This is a genomic window from Streptomyces sp. TSRI0281 (assembly GCF_001905125.1).
Lineage (GTDB): Bacteria > Actinomycetota > Actinomycetes > Streptomycetales > Streptomycetaceae > Streptomyces.
Genome location: NZ_LWLE01000001.1, coordinates 383,514 through 399,349, shown reverse-complemented (window position 1 = coordinate 399,349; position 15,836 = coordinate 383,514). Strand labels below are relative to the sequence as shown.

Genomic DNA, 15,836 nt, shown 5'->3' with positions numbered 1-15,836 from the left:
AACCCCAACGGCATGGGCTTCGGCGACGTGAAACTCGCCCTCGCCCTCGGCGTCGCCCTGGGCTGGTACGGCTGGGCGGTGCTGTTCGTCGGGGGCTTCGCCGGGTTCCTGTTCGGGGCGGCGTACGGGCTCGGGCTCGTGATCCTGCGCCGCGCCGGACGCAGGACCGGCATCCCGTTCGGCCCGTTCATGATCGCGGGCGCACTCGTCGGTCTGCTGCTGGGCGCCCTGGCCGCCTGAGCGCCTGCCCGGACCCCGTACGTCGCGAAGCCGGCACCCGTCCGGCCCGCCACCCGCCACCCGCCGCGCCCGGCACGGAATGCGGTCGCGTACCCCCGTACCCACCTGCCACGATGCGCATATGCCCGAGCGATCCACCCCCTCCTCCGCAGCCTCCGACGCGCGGTTCGATGCCCTCGTCGCCGAGGCCCACGCCGTCTCCGTGGACGGCTGGGACTTCTCGTGGCTCGACGGCCGGGCCACCGAGCAGCGCCCCTCCTGGGGATACGCCCGTGCCATGGCGGACCGGCTGGCCCGCGCGGAGGCCGCACTCGACGTCCAGACCGGCGGCGGCGAGGTCCTGGCCGCCGCGCCGAAGCTCCCGCGGCTGACGGTGGCCACCGAGTCCTGGCCCCCCAACGTCGCCAAGGCCACCGCCCTGCTGCACCCGCGCGGTGCCGTTGTCGTCGTGGACGAGGACGAGCCGCCGCTGCCGTTCGGGGACGCGGCCTTCGACCTGGTGGTCAGCCGGCACCCGGTGACCACCTGGTGGGAGGAGATCGCCAGGGTCCTGACGCCGGGCGGCACGTACTTCTCGCAGCAGGTCGGACCGGCGAGCGTCTTCGAGCTGGTCGAGTACTTCCTCGGCCCGCAGCCGCCCGAGGTGCGCGGGGCCCGCGACCCGGAGCAGGCGCGTGCCGCCGCCGAAGCGGCCGGTCTCGACGTGGTCGATCTGCGGCCGGAACGGCTGCGCACCGAGTTCTTCGACATCGGCGCCGTCGTCTACTTCCTGCGCAAGGTGATCTGGATGGTGCCGGGCTTCACGGTCGAGCGGTACCGCCCGCGGCTGGCCGCCCTGCACCGGCAGATCGAGGCCGAGGGCCCGTTCGTCGCCCACACCACCCGCTTCCTGATCGAGGCCCGCAAGCCGCTCTAACCCCGAACCCCGGGCCCGCACGGCCCGCCCGGCGGCCGCGCCGGTGTCAACCCGCTCACCGCGTACGTCAGTTCATGACCGCACCGCAGGCAACGGGAAGCGCTCCACGGCCGTCCTACCCAAGGGCGGTGCGACCCTGGTGGCGGAGCGCGCAGTGGAGGGGTGGGCAGGTCATGACGGTGGAGAGGGAAGAGCCCGGCGGGCCGGCGGGCCGTCCGCGGCACGGCAGGCCCGAGTGGCTCCGGGGCGCCCGCATCACCGAGGTCCAGGGCGTCTTCTACCGGCCGGAGGGCCGCGCGGGCGAGCCGGAGGCCGTCGAGTTCGTGATCCCGGACGGTCAGTCGGTGCTGCTGACCTGCGCTTCCGACGGGACGCTGCGGGTCACCCCCGGCGCCTGGCCGGAGCTGCCCGAATGGTGCGTACCGGCGAATCAGTGGCAGCACGCCGCCGTGACGAATCTGCCCCCGGTGCCGTACGGGGGAGCGTGGACGGTCATCGGTACGCGGGAGCGCCGGGACGAGAAGGGCGAGGTGCGCGAGGCCGTCATCCGGTGCGAGGACGGGGACTTCGTGGTCGTCGGAGGGGACACGATGGCGGTCCGCTTCGACCGTCACTGAGACACGGGGCACGGGGCACGGAGGCATGGGGCACGGAGGCCCGGAGGTCCGGGGGCACGGAGGCCCGCGGGCACGGAGGTACTGAGCTGCTGAGGCCCGGAGCCGCCGCCACTCCGCCCCCACCTCCGGCCCTGCTCGCACCTCTCACCCCACTGGTGTCGCCCCCGTCTCCCCACCGTCCTACGCGTGCGCCCCCACCGTCACCTTCCCCACCGTCAGCTCCGCCTCCCCCTCCAGTACCGCTGCCACCCGCTCCACCTGCTCCTCCAGCGCCCGCAGCTGTGCGGGCCTCAGCGGGGTCAGGGGCTCCACCGTCACCGCGATCCGGCGCCCCGAGCGACGCTGGTGCCAGACCCCGGCGACCTCACCGTCCACCAGCAGCACCGGGTAGTTCCCCGCCTGGCCGCCCCCCAGGGCCCGCTGGTACGCGGCGCCCGGGAACAGCCGCTCGCGGGGCTGGGAGGCGATGGTGAACGCGTCGAAGTAGGGGAGCAGCCGCACCCCGCGTACCGGGCCGTCCGGGAACGCCGTGTCGCCCGCCACCACCCAGGCCACTCCGGCGTCCTCGAACATCACCTCCTCGATGGCCCCGGCCGAGGCCAGGGAGGCGAACAGCTCGTCGGCCCAGCGCTTCGGCGCGGCGAGCCACTTCGCGAAGTGCGCGGGCGTGGCGGGCCCGTACGCGTGCAGATAGCGCTCCACCAGGGCGGCCACAGCCTGCGGGCCGGGCAAGGGAGTGCTGCCCGGGTTGGTGTACGTGGCCTTGCGGCCGCGGTTCGGGGCGTAGCACAGGGCGCCCCGGTGACCCGCCAGGTGCAGCACCTGGCGCCAGCGCGGCCACATCGTCTGGAACGCCGGCATCACCGGGTCCCCGGCCCACGGCCCGGTCCGGGCGACGACCTCGTCGGAGAGCTCGTCGATCGTCAGCTCCCGGCCGGTCAGGGCGTCGGCGACGGCGGTGACGACCGCCTCCACCTGGTCCGGTGTCATCCGGGCGTCCTTGGCGAACGGGCCGGTCCCGGTGGGTACGGCTGACAGGGCGCCGGTCCAGAGCGGGAGGTCACCGGTGGGGAGCAGATGGACGGTGCCGCGCGGCCCGAACGTCTTGACCAGGGTGCGGTCGGTCCACAGTGCCGTACGCACGCCGGTCCGGGTCACCCCGTCGGCGCGCAGCCCCACGGAGAGCTCGGCGGCGGACAGCACCTGGGCGTGTGCTCCGAGCATCGCGCCCACGGCCCCGGGCGCCGAGCCCCCGGCCTCCGATGAGGCGTCGGGGTACACGTGCTGGCGGGACAGCCGCCGCGCGTTCGCCCCGGGCCAGGTCACGGTCACGGTGGCGGTTCGTGTCGTCATGCGCCCGAATCTAGGGACCCAATAGGACGGAATCCGTCCTCTTGGTGCGAGGTGGTCGGGCCTGTGCGTCAAGCCGACGCCCGCAGCCGTTCGTAGGTCCCGGACAAGGCGTCCCGGACAAGGCGTCGAGGGCCCGCGGCACCCCGTCCTCCGCCCGGAACGCAGTCCGCCGAATCCGGAGAGTAGTTGTCGAGTGGCGTGGCACGCAGCATCACTTACGAAGGGTTATGGTGGAAACCCCCCCTCGGGCCGGTCCGTATCCCCCCCACGGACCGGCCCGTTTTTTGTGGGCCGGTGCGGCGACGGCCCGGTGTCAGCTCCGTCCGGCCCAGATGTTGGTCCCCGCGGTGTCCACGGCGAAGGTGTCGATCTCCTTCAATTCCTCGGCGGACAGCGGCGGTCCGGCCAGCGCGGCCACATTCTCCTCCAGCTGTCCCACGCTCGACGCGCCGATCAGGGCGGACGTCATCCGGCTGTCGCGCAGCACCCAGCCGATGGCCAGCTGGGCGAGCGACTGCCCCCGGCGCCGGGCGATGTCGTCGAGTCCGTTGAGGCGGCGGAGCACATCGTCCGAGAGCAGGTCCGGGTCGAGGGACTTGCCCTGTGTGGCGCGCGAGCCGGCCGGGATGCCCGTCAGGTACTTGTTCGTGAGCAGGCCCTGTGCGAGCGGTACGAAGGAGATGCAGCCCATGCCCACCGTCTCCAGGGTGCCCAGCAGCCCGTCGTCCTCGATCCAGCGGTTGATCATCGAGTACGAGGGCTGGTGGATCAGGGCCGGGACGCCCATCTCCTTGAGCAGCCGGGCCGCCTCGGCGGTCTGCTCCGCGGTGTACGAGGACACCCCCACGTACAGCGCCTTGCCCCGGTGCACGGCGGACGCCAGCGCGCCCATCGTCTCCTCAAGAGGGGTGTCCGGGTCGAAGCGGTGCGAGTAGAAGATGTCGACGTGGTCGAGCCGCATCCGCTTGAGCGAGGCGTCGAGCGAGGACAGCAGGTACTTGCGGGAGCCCCACTCGCCGTACGGGCCGGGGTGCATCTCGTATCCGGCCTTGGTGGAGATGATCAGCTCGTCGCGGTACGGGGCGAAGTCCTGCCGGAACAGCTTGCCGAAGTTGAGCTCGGCGGAGCCGGGCGGCGGGCCGTAGTTATTGGCCAGATCGAAGTGGGTCACGCCGAGGTCGAAGGCGCGGCGGAGGATCGCCCGCTGGGAATCCAGCGCGCGGTCGTCGCCGAAGTTGTGCCAGAGGCCGAGCGAGAGTGCGGGCAGTTGGAGACCGCTGCGGCCGGTGCGGCGGTACTCCATGGAGTCGTAGCGCGAGTCGGCGGCGCGGTAGGGAAGAGAATCAGTCACGTTTGTCTCTTTATCACGGTGTTGTGACAGACCGGGTTGGGCCCCCGTGACCCGCTCGCAGTAATGTGGCGGCTTCGGGGAATGCCGATGTGCGGCGCGGTGAATACCTGTGGACCGTGCGGACCTTGTGGCGATCCCCCCACGGGGGACGGGCCCCGTACCCCCGGCGACGGGGCGGACGGGCCTGCGGCCCGTACGGAACCGAGAGGGTGAACTCAGTGAACTTGCGTGACCTGGTGTACGGGCTCTACGCGCGCCGGGTGGAAGGCCGCCTGGATCACGCCCAGGTGCCGAAGCACATCGGGGTCATCCTCGACGGCAACCGGCGATGGGCGAAGGCGTCCGGCGGTTCGGCCGTGCAGGGGCACCAGGCAGGTGCGGACAAGATCTCCGATCTGCTCGGCTGGTGCAGTGAGACCGATGTCGAGGTCGTCACCCTCTGGCTGCTTTCCACGGACAACTTCGACCGGCCCGAGGCCGAGCTGATCCCCCTCCTGGGCATCATCGAGAACACCGTGCGCAACCTCGCGGCGGACGGGCGGTGGCGGGTCCATCACGTCGGCACGCTCGACCTCCTGCCGGCCCGTACGCAGACCGTCCTCAAGGAGGCGCAGGAGGCGACATCCGATATCGACGGAATAATCGTCAATGTCGCAGTCGGCTACGGCGGCCGCCAGGAGATCGCGGACGCGGTCAGGTCGCTCCTGCTGGAGCACTCGGAGAAGGGCACGACGTTCGAGGAGCTGGCGGAGGTCGTCTCCACCGACCTGATCTCCGAGCACCTCTACACCCGGGGGCAGCCGGACCCGGACCTGGTGATCCGTACCAGCGGGGAACAGCGGCTGTCGGGCTTCATGCTCTGGCAGAGCGCGCATTCGGAGTACTACTTCTGCGAAGTCTTCTGGCCGGCCTTCCGCAAGGTCGACTTCCTCCGCGCGCTGCGTGACTACGCGGCACGCGGCAGGCGCTACGGCGCCTGAGCGCACCCCCGCGCGCACCCGTCCCGCACGCCCTCTGCGCCCCCGCGTACCCACTCCTCTGTACAGGGGTCCCGCGGGGGTTTCGCAGCGCTGCGCGAAGGCGGCGGAACCGGGCCGTCACCCTACGTCCACCAGGACTGTTCCGCACCGTGTCATATGCGGGGGCATGGCTTCGCGTGTTCGAGGGAATACCCCTGACAGGTCGACGTCCGGTCAGTAACCAGGCGGATGTCGTATCCAAGTGAGCGGCACCCAGCCCGCTCGCCCGGGAGGCCCTTTGCACACGAAGGACCGTACGTATCGTGCGGCCGACGCGGAGGGCCGGCGTTCGGCCCTCGCGCAGGGTCCAGAACCCGGTCCGTCCTCTCCCTTTGGGAAGCTCCGCGACGTCCGTCGCACTCCCCGACCTCGTCCGAGGGGGTACGTCCTTCCGTGGTGACCAGCACTAAGCGCCGCATGCCCGACAGGCGCACCTATGTTCTCGACACCAGCGTCCTGCTGGCCGACCCCAACGCCATGGCCCGCTTCGACGAGCACGAAGTCGTGCTGCCGATCGTGGTGGTCACGGAGTTGGAGGCCAAACGGCACCATCCCGAGCTCGGGTACTTCGCCCGGCAGGCGCTCCGCCTGCTGGACGACTTCCGGGTCCGGTACGGCCGACTGGATGCCCCGATCCCGCTCGGGGATCTGGGCGGGACGCTCCGTGTCGAACTCAACCACTCCGATCCCGGCGTACTGCCCGCCGGCTACCGGTTGGGGGACAACGACTCACGGATTCTCGCGGTCGCGCGCAACCTCCAGGCCGAGGGGTACGACGTCACCGTCGTCTCCAAGGACCTCCCGTTGCGGATCAAGGCGTCCTCGGTCGGCCTCCTCGCCGAGGAGTACCGCGCCGAACTCGCCATCACCGACTCCGGCTGGACCGGCATGTCCGAACTGTCTCTCTCCGGGGAGCAGGTGGACCTGCTGTTCGGTGAGGAGACGCTGTACATCCCCGAGGCGGCCGAGCTGCCCGTGCACACCGGGCTGGTCCTCCAGTCGGAGCGCGGCAAGGCGCTCGGCCGGGTCACCCCCGAGGGCAATGTGCGGCTGGTGCGGGGCGACCGGGAGGCTTTCGGGATCCACGGTCGCAGCGCCGAGCAGCGGATCGCCCTGGATCTGCTCCTCGACCAGGACGTCGGCATCGTGTCGCTGGGCGGCCGGGCGGGCACCGGCAAGTCGGCCCTGGCGCTCTGCGCGGGCCTGGAAGCGGTGCTGGAGCGTCAGCAGCACAAAAAGGTGATGGTCTTCCGGCCGCTCTACGCGGTCGGCGGACAGGAGCTCGGCTATCTCCCCGGCAGCGAGGCCGAGAAGATGAGCCCCTGGGCGCAGGCCGTCTTCGACACGCTCTCGGCGGTCGCCGGGCGCGAGGTGATCGAGGAGGTGCTGGGGCGCGGGATGCTGGAGGTCCTGCCGCTCACCCACATCCGGGGCCGTTCGCTCCACGACGCGTTCGTGATCGTGGACGAGGCGCAGTCGCTCGAACGGAATGTCCTGCTGACCGTGTTGTCACGGATCGGGGCGAATTCCCGTGTGGTGCTCACGCATGACGTGGCACAGCGGGACAACCTCAGGGTCGGCCGGTACGACGGAGTCGTCGCCGTCGTCGAGAAGCTGAAGGGTCATCCGCTCTTCGCCCATGTCACGCTGACACGCTCCGAGCGTTCGCAGATCGCCGCACTGGTGACCGAAATGCTGGAGGAAGGCCAGATCTGACACGGGATGACCCATTGATGCCGCCCGGCGAGCCAAGGAGCTTAGCCGGGCGGCTTCGTGTTGTGCCGTCATTTCCACGAAACGGAGCACCCAAACGGGGTGTGACCTTTCCCACGCAACACAGAATTGCCTCACGCGTTCCCGTCGGGCAGAGTCTTGCTTCCGTCAGGCCCCGCATACGGCACACAGGCACCTCCAGAGGTGCCGCACACCACACAACTCAACAATCGCCGTCCGTATGCCGCCCGCGAGCACCACGCGGCACTCCTCGCAAGGGAGTTGCCCACCGGGCCCGTGCCTCCCGTGACCCAAGCAGTAGGGAGGCCAGTGTCAAGGGCACGATTGCGCCCGCGAGGTCACCTAAGCGGGCGATGCTGGAAGGACACCGTGTGAGCCGGATCTCGGTCCGGGGGTTCGCCGTGGCATCTGCCACCGCGGTCACCACCGTAGGCGCCGTCGTAGGCGTTGCTTCGGGCAGCACTCCCGCTGTCGACGACAACAACTTCGAGACGGCCGCAGCCGACACCACGCTGCTCGCAGACATCCCCGCGGGCCAGCAGGCCCAGGTGCAGACCGCTTCGCTGACGCAGCAGGCCGATGCCCAGGCATCCGCCGCGGACGCCGCCGCGAAGAAGTCCGCCGAGGAGACGGCCCGCATCCAGGCCGCCAAGGACGCCAAGTCGAAGAAGCAGGCGGCCGAGGACAAGCTGGAGGCCGAGCGTCAGAAGAAGAAGGACGACGCGGAGCGTGCGAGCCGTTCGTCCACCCGCGACGCCTCCTCCTTCTCCGCGAAGGGCTCGTACAGCGTGGCCGAAGTCCAGGCGATGGCCCGCCAGATGATCCCCGCGGACCAGTTCCAGTGCTTCAGCAACATCGTGAACCACGAGTCGACCTGGAACTACCGCGCGAGCAACCCGTCCTCCGGGGCGTACGGGCTCGTCCAGGCGCTTCCGGGCTCCAAGATGTCGTCCGCCGGCGCCGACTGGCAGACCAACCCGGCCACCCAGATCAAGTGGGGCCTCAGCTACATGGACGGCCGTTACGGCAGCCCGTGCGGCGCCTGGTCCTTCTGGCAGGCCAACCACTGGTACTAGGACGAGTGGCGGAGCTGCAGGTTCCGCCCTCAACCCCGTGAAGCCCCCCGCCGTCCTACGGTGGGGGGCTTCACGCGTGTACGGTCACCATCGGACGTCCCGTGGGAGTGACGGGACGATCGTGGGGGAAGGGACCAGAATGTCGAAATTGCCGAGGTGGCTCGGCCGGGTCGGTGCCGAACTGACCGAGCTGGGCACGCGCCTGGACGAGCGGCGGGCGCAGGCCGAGTCCGACGACGACGACGAACGCGTGTCGCGCGGTCGGAACGAGGCGGCCGGCACCGAGCCGGAGGCCGGGGCCTCCGGCTCGGTGCCCGCACCGCCCTCGTACGCCCCCTCCGTCGCCGCCAGGCCCGATCCGGTCGCGGCGATTCCGTGGGGGATGCGGGTCGCGGCCGAGGCCGGCTGGCGGCTGCTGGTCCTGGCGGGCACGCTCTGGGTGATGATGCGGGTCATCAGCGCCGTGCAGCTCGTCGTGCTGGCCTTCGTCGCGGCTCTGCTCGTCACCGCGATGCTCCAGCCGACCGTGGTCCGGCTGCGGCGGCTCGGGCTGCCGCGCGGGCTCGCCACCGCCGTCACCGCGGTGCTGGGCTTCGTCATCATGGGGCTGGTCGGTTGGTTCGTGGTGTGGCAGGTGATGGACAACCTCGACACGCTGTCCGACAAGGTCCGCGCCGGTATCGACGAGTTGAAGCAGTGGCTGCTCGACAGCCCCTTCCATGTCACCGAGTCGCAGATCAACGACATCGCGAAGAACCTCAGCGACACCATCGGCACCAACACCGAGGAGATCACCTCCGCCGGGCTCCAGGGCGTCACCGTGATGGTGGAGTTCCTCACCGGGATGCTGCTGGCGATGTTCTCGACGCTCTTCCTCCTGTACGACGGGAAGCGCATCTGGCACTGGGTGCTCAAGCTCGTGCCCGCCCAGGCGCGGCCGGGCGTCGCGGGGGCCGGGCCGCGGGCCTGGCGCACGCTGACCGCCTATGTGCGGGGCACGGTGATAGTGGCGCTGATCGACGCGATCTTCATCGGGCTCGGGATCTACTTCCTCGATGTGCCGATGGCGGTGCCGCTGGCCGTCTTCATCTTCCTGTTCGCCTTCATCCCGCTGGTCGGCGCCGTGGTCTCCGGCGCGCTCGCCGTGGTCGTCGCGCTGGTCACCGAGGGCGTGTTCACCGCGCTGATGGTGCTGGCCGTGGTCCTGGCGGTGCAGCAGATCGAGGGCCACATCCTCCAGCCGTTCATCCTCGGCCGCGCGGTCCGGGTCCATCCGCTGGCCGTGGTGCTCTCGGTCGCCGCGGGCGGCATGATCGCGGGCATCGGCGGTGCGGTGGTCGCCGTACCGCTGGTCGCCGTGACCAATACGGTGGTCGGCTATCTGCGGGCGTACGGGCGGGAGGAGGCCCGGCGCCAGGCGGCACCGCCGCACGGGGCCTCGGCGCTCGCGGTGGCCGCGACCCCGGCGCCGGGGTCGCCCCCGAAGGATTCGGACGCGCTTCCCACGGACGAGGACGAGGGCGGCGACGGCGCACCGCAGAAGTGAAAGAAGGGCCCCGAAGACGGTCGGTCGTCCTCGGGGCCCTTCTCGTATCAGGGGTACTGCGGTGTTACTCGGCGAGCACGGCCTCGGCATCGAGGGTCACGCCGACCGCCTGGATCACCGAAGCAATCTTGACGGCCTCCTGAATGGTCTCACGGTCCACGCCGGCCTTGCGCAGCACCTGCTCGTGGGAGTCGAGGCACTGGCCGCAGCCGTTGATCGCGGAGACGGCGAGCGACCACAGCTCGAAGTCGACCTTCTCCACACCCGGATTGCCGATGACGTTCATCCGCAGGCCCGCACGGAGCGTGCCGTACTCCGGGTCCGACAGCAGGTGCCGGGTCCGGTAGAAGACGTTGTTCATCGCCATGACGGCGGCGGCCGACTTCGCCGCGGTGTACGCCTCGGCGGAGAGATTGGCCTTGGCCTCCGGCTCCAGCTCGCGCAGCACCTTCGGCGAGCGCGAGGCGATCGCGCAGGCGAGGACGGTGCCCCAGAGCTGCTGCTGGGGGAGATCGCTGTTGCCGATGACCGAACCGAGGTTCAGCTTCAGGTCCTTGGCGAAGTCCGGAACGGCGGCCTTCAGTTCGTCGAGTGCCATGTCGGTGTCAGCTCACTCGCCCGAGAGGAGCGCGACCGGGTCCAGGGTGTTCTCGCCCTTGGTCCAGTTGCAGGGGCACAGCTCGTCGGTCTGCAGGGCGTCGAGGACCCGCAGGACCTCCTTGGGGTTACGGCCCACGGAACCGGCGGTCACCATCGTGAACTGGATCTCGTTGTTCTGGTCGACGATGAAGACGGCGCGCTGCGCGAAGCCGTCCTCGCCCTCGATGCCGAGGTCACGCATGAGCTCGTGCTTCGAGTCGGCCAGCATCGGGAAGGGCAGGTCGGTCAGGTCCGGGTGGTCCTTGCGCCAGGCGTGGTGCACGAACTCGGAGTCACCGGAGAAGCCGAGGATCTGCGCGTCGCGGTCGGCGAACTCCTCGTTCAGCTTGCCGAAGGCGGCGATCTCGGTGGGGCACACGAAGGTGAAGTCCTTCGGCCACGCGAAGACGATCTTCCACTTGCCCTCGTAGGTCTTGTGGTCGATCTGCTCGAACTCCTTGCCGCTCTCCAGCGAAACACAAGCAGTCAGGTCGAACTCGGGGAACTTGTCACCGACAGTGAGCACGCGCTCTCCTTGCAGCGTAGGAATTCCCTTTTTGGGGGAGTTCCTGAGGGTTGGACGAGTCCCACCTTGGCACAGAGTGCATTGATCACGGAAATAGCTACACTCGGTCGTGATGATCGGAGGTGCCTATCAGTGGCCCAGGGTAATCAGGGCAACCGGCCCAAACAGCCCAGTCTCTCGCAGCTGCGCGCCTTCACGGCCGTGGCGGAACATCTGCACTTCAGGGACGCGGCGGCAGCAATCGGGATGAGTCAGCCGGCACTCTCCGGAGCCGTATCGACACTGGAGGAGGCACTGGGTGTCCAGCTCATCGAGCGTACGACGCGCAAGGTACTGCTCTCGCCCGCCGGGGAGCGGCTCGCGGTGCGGGCCAGGGCGGTGCTGGAGGCCGTCGGCGAGCTGATGGAGGAGGCGGAGGCGGTCCGGGCACCCTTCACCGGAGTGCTCCGGCTCGGCGTGATCCCGACCGTCGCCCCGTATCTCCTGCCGACCGTGCTCCGGCTGGTCCATGAGCGCTACCCGGACCTCGACCTCCAGGTCCACGAGGAGCAGACGTCCTCGCTGCTGGAGGGCCTGGCCGCCGGACGGCTGGACCTGCTGCTGCTCGCCGTGCCGCTGGGGGTGCCCGGAGTGACCGAACTTCCGCTGTTCGACGAGGACTTCGTGCTCGTCATGGAGCAGCGGCACTGGCTTGGAGGCCGCGCCGACATTCCCCGCGAGGCCCTGCGCGAGCTGCCGCTGCTCCTTCTCGACGAGGGGCACTGCCTGCGGGACCAGGCCCTGGACATCTGCCGCGAGGCGGGGCGTACGGAGGGGGCGCCGGTGACCACGACCGCCGCCGGGCTCTCCACCCTGGTGCAGCTGGTCGCGGGCGGGCTCGGGGTCACGCTGCTGCCACGCACCGCGGTGACCGTGGAGACCGCGCGCAACGAGGCGCTGGCGACCGGGTACTTCGCGGACCCGGCGCCCTCGCGGCGGGTGGCGCTGGCGATGCGGAGCGGGACGGCGCGGCGCGAGGAGTTCGAGGAGCTCGCCGCCGCACTGCGGGGGGCGATGGCGGCGCTGCCGGTACGGGTGTCGGCCGCCGGACGCGGCTGAGGGGCGGACCCGTCCGGCGGCCGGACACGGCCGAGGGGCGGCCCGCCCCGTACGCGGTCCGCCCCTCGTTCCCGTCCGGTGACCGGGCGGGCTACTCCGTACGCAGCCCGTCCGGACGCATCAGGCGCCACAGCGAGGGCAGCGACAGCAGCGTCACCAGCAGGATCAGCCCCGCACCCGCGCCCACCATCGGCAGGAACACGAACCAGTCGGAGACCGTCTTCCCGATCATCCAGGTCAGCGTCGCCCCGAGCGCCAGACCGCCCAGGACCGCCACCGCGAGGCCGATCACCACCGGCACCGCGGTCTGCCACAGCACCGACCAGCCGAGCGTCGTACGCCGGGTGCCGAAGGCCACCAGGACCGACAGCAGCCGCCTGCGCTCCCGCAACTGCTCCAGCTGGGAGACCAGCATGGAGGCGGCGATCAGCAGCAGCACCACGCTCGCCCCCACCTGGAGGCCGCTCTGGACGCTGGCGTACTGCCGGTCGCGCTCCACCGAGTCGAGCGTGACGAAGCGCATGCCGGGATCGATCCTGGCCGCGGTGTTGCGTACGTACTCGGCGACGTCCGGCACGCTCTTGTCGACCCGGATCTGGGCGGTGATCGTCGCGCCGGGCAGCGTGCCCGCGTCGATCGCGCCGGTGGTGGCCATGATCCCCCAGTGGGGGGTACCCATCGGGTCGTTGCGCCCCTTCACGGTCGGGGAGCCGGCGGGCAGCGTCCACCGCAGCGGCTTGCCGCTCCCGGAGCCGATCTCGACCACCTTGCCCTTGCGGGCGGTCTGGTCGATCCAGTCGGACATGTCCTTGTCACCCGGCGGGTGGGCGACGAACGTGTCGCCGTCCTTGCAGGCGCCGATCCGGGCCAGCTCGCGCAGGGTGGCGCAGTCGCCGATGGTCAGCGAGGTGGTGGGCTCGATCTCGTCCTCGGCGTAGACACCGGGCTTGGACGCGTACGCCTCCACCGAGCCGATGACCACCTTCACGCCCTTGGTGGCGCGGAACTGCTCGATGGTCGAGGTCGCCGCCGCACCCGTGACGTTCTCGGAGAAGGTGGCGAACTGGGCCCGCAAGGGGTCCTGGCCGGTCATCCGGTTGAAGTCGGCGTTCATCGCGGCGAACATCATCTGCAGGGCGATCGCTCCCGCCACCGCCACCGTGACCCCGCTGACCGCGCGGGACGCGGCCCCGCTGCTCAACTGGAGCCTGCGGGTGGCGAGCTGCCAGGGCACCGGGCCGCCGCGCAGCCGGTTCACGCCCGCCTCGACCAGCCAGGGCAGCAGCAGGGCGAGCCCGACCAGCACCAGCACGGCACCGCCCGCGATCGGGAACGGGTTCACGGGCGCGTACTCGTCGATCCGGCCCGTGAATGCGAGCACCGCCAGACCGGCCAGCGGCAGCAGCAGGCGCCACCAGAGCCGTCGTCCCCGCTCACGCCCCCGGCGTACGACACCGAGCGGCTCGATCACCACGGACCGCATCGCCGCCAGGGTGACGAGCACGGCGGTCAGCGGCACCGCCACCACGATCAGCACGGCCAGCAGGGGATCGGGCACCAGGTCGGCCGGGAACGCGCTGACGTCCCAGATCTCCACCGCACCGACCAACTGCCGTCCCACCAGGAAGAATCCCAGGCCGATCAGCAGTCCGAGCAGCGCGCCGAACAGCGCCTCCCCGGCGGCGATGCGCCGGGTCGTCCGGATGTCCGCGCCGACCAGGCGCAGCGCGGCCAGCCGTCGGTCGCGGCGGTCGCCGCCGAAGCGCACGGCCGTGGCGATGAAGATCGCGACCGGCGCCAGCAGTACGACGCAGACCATGATGACGAGCACGATCAGCAGCGGCGGCAGGGGGGCGCCCTCGCCCTTGTGGCCGTACGCGCCGATCCGGTGGCCGCCGGTGGCCGCCGTCAGGGTGTCGCTGCCCGCGTAGTAGAAGAGTTCACCGGGGGAGCGCAGCCCGGCATCGCCGATCGTGCCGGTGATCCTGTACGGCAGCCGCTCCCGCAGCAGTTCGCTGCCGGGGTCGGCGAGCAGTTCCTTCAGGGCGGGGGAGGCGATCATCTCGTCCGGCCCGGGGAAACGCTCGACCCCCGGCGGGCGGACGGGCGTCGAGCCGTCCGCGCGCATGAGATATCCCTCGACGGTCCGGTCGTGGAAGTCGGTGCTGATGTTGATCCGCAGCACCGAGCTGTCCGATTTCGGGGCGTGCGCGTCGGGCGAGCCGGAGATCCGCGCCTCGCTGCGGGCCTGATCCCGCGCGGAGCGTTCGTCGAGCAGATGCGGTACGGAGGAGGCGAGCAGCAGCAGCGCGACCCCGAGGCCGACGCCGACGGCGGTCAGCAGCGTACGGGCCCAGCCCTCGCGGCCCCCGGCGGCGGCGAACCGGATGCCGAGACCGAGGTCGCGGAGTATCGCCGCGCCCCGCGAGGGCGGCGCGGGGCGGGCGGCGGGCTGCGGCCGTCCGCCGGACGGGGCCTTCTTCTCGTCGAGCACGGTCATGCGGAGTGCTCCAGGTCGCGGGCCCGGCCGTCGCGCACGGTGACGTCACGGTCGGAGTAGGCGGCGACCCTGGCCTCGTGCGTCACCAGGACCACGGCGACGTTGGCGGACCGGGCGGCCTCGGTGAGCAGTTCCATGACCCGCTCGCCGTTCAGGGAGTCCAGTGCGCCGGTCGGTTCGTCCGCGAAGATCACCTTCGGGGAGGCGGCCAGCGCGCGGGCCACGGCGACGCGCTGGCCCTGACCGCCGGAGACCTCGCCGGGACGTTTGCCGCCGAGGTCGTCGACCTCCAGGCGCTCCATCCATTCGAGGGCGGTGCGCTCGGCCGCCTTGCGCTTGACGCCGTCGAGCCGGAGCGGCAGGGCGACGTTCTCCACGCAGGTCAGCTCCGGGACGAGCTGGCCGAACTGGAACACGAATCCGAAATCGCTGCGGCGCAGGGCGCTGCGCTCGGCGTCGGACATCGCCGACAGTTCGCGGCCCGCGTAGGTGATGGTGCCCGAGTCGGGGGTGATGATGCCGGCGAGGCAGTGCAGCAGGGTGGACTTGCCGGAGCCGGAGGGGCCCATCACGGCGACGACCTCGCCGGGGTGGATGGAGAACGAGGCGCCGTCCAGGGCGGGCGTCGAACCGTAGGTCTTGCGCAGGTCGTGGGCGGCGAGCAGGGAGCCGTCGGGGGTCACTTGGCCACCACCTCGGCGAGCCGGTCGAGCCGTGCGGCGGTCAGTTCCAGCCAGCGCAGGTCGGCCTCCAGGTGGAACAGCGCGTGGTCGCAGATCAACTGGTCGGCGAGGTCGCCCTGGCGCTTGCGGTCGGTGAGGATGCGCATCAGACGCAGGTGCTCCATACGTTGGGTGTCCAGCAGATCGGCGGCGCTGCGGCCGGTCAGGAGCGCCAGGACGACCTTGGTGTACAGGGTCGACTGAAGATAAGGCTCCGGTTTCTCCGGCTGGGCGAGCCAGGCGGAGACATCCGTGATCCCGGCGTCGGTGATCGCGTACCGCTTGCGCTCGGGACCGCCGTCGCTCTCGACCCCGTCGACCACGACGAGCCCGTTCTTCAGCAGCCGGGACATGGTCGAGTAGACCTGCCCGTAGTGCAGGGGGCGGTCGTGGCCGAACTTCTCGTCGAACGTGCGCTTGAGGTCGTAGCCGTGGCGCGGGCCGGACTCCAGGAGTCCGAGGAGGGTGTGACCGATTGACATGCCGGGCACTCTACATG

At 70.7% G+C, this 15,836-nt stretch carries 14 protein-coding genes and 1 pseudogene; 8 read left to right on the top strand and 7 right to left on the bottom strand.

Annotated elements, in window-relative coordinates; translation table 11 throughout:
- From A6A29_RS46145 to A6A29_RS01745, 3 genes and pseudogenes are all read left to right on the top strand, one after another.
- Positions 1 to 240: pseudogene (locus A6A29_RS46145) on the top strand (prepilin peptidase); the annotation flags it as partial.
- A gap of 121 nt (positions 241 to 361) precedes the next feature.
- Positions 362 to 1,156 (top strand): class I SAM-dependent methyltransferase, encoded by a 795-nt coding sequence (locus A6A29_RS01750; protein ID WP_073718117.1) that lies wholly within the window; start codon positions 362 to 364, stop codon positions 1,154 to 1,156.
- A 173-nt stretch (positions 1,157 to 1,329) separates the two neighbouring features.
- Positions 1,330 to 1,773, top strand: a complete 444-nt coding sequence (locus A6A29_RS01745) for a hypothetical protein (protein ID WP_073718116.1) — start codon at positions 1,330 to 1,332, stop codon at positions 1,771 to 1,773.
- A gap of 180 nt (positions 1,774 to 1,953) precedes the next feature.
- Here A6A29_RS01745 and A6A29_RS01740 read toward each other — a convergent pair whose 3' ends face one another.
- The gene (locus A6A29_RS01740) at positions 1,954 to 3,126 is read right to left on the bottom strand and encodes a winged helix DNA-binding domain-containing protein (protein ID WP_107468118.1); all 1,173 of its coding nucleotides are present in this window, start codon (positions 3,124 to 3,126) and stop codon (positions 1,954 to 1,956) included.
- 313 nt (positions 3,127 to 3,439) lie between these two features.
- Entirely contained in the window at positions 3,440 to 4,477 is a 1,038-nt protein-coding gene (mgrA, locus tag A6A29_RS01735; RefSeq protein WP_073718115.1) for an L-glyceraldehyde 3-phosphate reductase, read from the bottom strand.
- Positions 4,478 to 4,695: 218 nt separating this feature from the next.
- Between mgrA and A6A29_RS01730 the strand changes: the two genes are divergently transcribed.
- The 4 genes from A6A29_RS01730 (at position 4,696) to A6A29_RS01715 (ending at position 9,852) form a co-directional block, all read left to right on the top strand.
- Positions 4,696 to 5,457, top strand: a complete 762-nt coding sequence (locus A6A29_RS01730; protein ID WP_073718114.1) for an isoprenyl transferase — start codon at positions 4,696 to 4,698, stop codon at positions 5,455 to 5,457.
- A gap of 432 nt (positions 5,458 to 5,889) precedes the next feature.
- Positions 5,890 to 7,212: a PhoH family protein gene (locus A6A29_RS01725; protein WP_073718113.1), complete on the top strand. Its 1,323-nt coding sequence runs from the start codon at positions 5,890 to 5,892 to the stop codon at positions 7,210 to 7,212.
- Positions 7,213 to 7,601: 389 nt separating this feature from the next.
- A complete protein-coding gene (locus tag A6A29_RS01720; protein ID WP_073718112.1) occupies positions 7,602 to 8,306 on the top strand; it encodes a transglycosylase domain-containing protein in 705 nt (234 codons plus the stop codon).
- 139 nt (positions 8,307 to 8,445) lie between these two features.
- Complete coding sequence (locus A6A29_RS01715) at positions 8,446 to 9,852, top strand: AI-2E family transporter (protein ID WP_073718111.1); 1,407 nt, start codon at positions 8,446 to 8,448, stop codon at positions 9,850 to 9,852.
- Positions 9,853 to 9,916: 64 nt separating this feature from the next.
- Here the strand turns inward: A6A29_RS01715 and A6A29_RS01710 are convergent, their stop codons facing one another.
- Both A6A29_RS01710 and A6A29_RS01705 read right to left on the bottom strand, forming a co-directional pair.
- Entirely contained in the window at positions 9,917 to 10,450 is a 534-nt protein-coding gene (locus tag A6A29_RS01710) for an alkyl hydroperoxide reductase (RefSeq protein ID WP_073718110.1), read from the bottom strand.
- Between the two features lie 12 nt (positions 10,451 to 10,462).
- Positions 10,463 to 11,017 (bottom strand): peroxiredoxin, encoded by a 555-nt coding sequence (locus A6A29_RS01705; protein ID WP_073718109.1) that lies wholly within the window; start codon positions 11,015 to 11,017, stop codon positions 10,463 to 10,465.
- 132 nt (positions 11,018 to 11,149) lie between these two features.
- Here A6A29_RS01705 and A6A29_RS01700 point away from each other — a divergent pair, with 132 nt between their 5' ends.
- On the top strand, positions 11,150 to 12,115 hold the full coding sequence (locus A6A29_RS01700) for a hydrogen peroxide-inducible genes activator (RefSeq protein ID WP_073718108.1): 966 nt from the start codon (positions 11,150 to 11,152) through the stop codon (positions 12,113 to 12,115).
- A gap of 91 nt (positions 12,116 to 12,206) precedes the next feature.
- Here A6A29_RS01700 and A6A29_RS01695 read toward each other — a convergent pair whose 3' ends face one another.
- From A6A29_RS01695 to A6A29_RS01685, 3 genes are read right to left on the bottom strand one after another with little or no spacing between them, the layout of a single operon-like run.
- Complete coding sequence (locus tag A6A29_RS01695) at positions 12,207 to 14,615, bottom strand: ABC transporter permease (RefSeq protein ID WP_073718107.1); 2,409 nt, start codon at positions 14,613 to 14,615, stop codon at positions 12,207 to 12,209.
- Positions 14,612 to 15,298, bottom strand: coding sequence for an ABC transporter ATP-binding protein (locus A6A29_RS01690; protein ID WP_073718106.1), 687 nt, complete (start codon positions 15,296 to 15,298; stop codon positions 14,612 to 14,614). The genes A6A29_RS01695 and A6A29_RS01690 overlap by 4 nt, the downstream gene beginning before the upstream one ends.
- Entirely contained in the window at positions 15,295 to 15,819 is a 525-nt protein-coding gene (locus A6A29_RS01685; protein ID WP_073718105.1) for a PadR family transcriptional regulator, read from the bottom strand. Before A6A29_RS01685 ends, A6A29_RS01690 begins: the two co-directional genes overlap by 4 nt.
- Positions 15,820 to 15,836 lie beyond the last annotated feature (17 nt).

Excerpts from the sequence above, each read along its gene's own strand:
- A6A29_RS01710 (WP_073718110.1), bottom strand. The coding sequence starts at position 10,450 with ATGGCACTCGACGAACTGAAGGCCGCCGTTCCGGACTTCGCCAAGGAC.
- A6A29_RS01740 (WP_107468118.1), bottom strand. The coding sequence starts at position 3,126 with ATGACGACACGAACCGCCACCGTGACCGTGACCTGGCCCGGGGCGAAC.
- A6A29_RS01685 (WP_073718105.1), bottom strand. The coding sequence starts at position 15,819 with ATGTCAATCGGTCACACCCTCCTCGGACTCCTGGAGTCCGGCCCGCGC.
- A6A29_RS01715 (WP_073718111.1), top strand. The coding sequence starts at position 8,446 with ATGTCGAAATTGCCGAGGTGGCTCGGCCGGGTCGGTGCCGAACTGACC.
- A6A29_RS01750 (WP_073718117.1), top strand. The coding sequence starts at position 362 with ATGCCCGAGCGATCCACCCCCTCCTCCGCAGCCTCCGACGCGCGGTTC.
- A6A29_RS01745 (WP_073718116.1), top strand. The coding sequence starts at position 1,330 with ATGACGGTGGAGAGGGAAGAGCCCGGCGGGCCGGCGGGCCGTCCGCGG.
- A6A29_RS01695 (WP_073718107.1), bottom strand. The coding sequence starts at position 14,615 with ATGACCGTGCTCGACGAGAAGAAGGCCCCGTCCGGCGGACGGCCGCAG.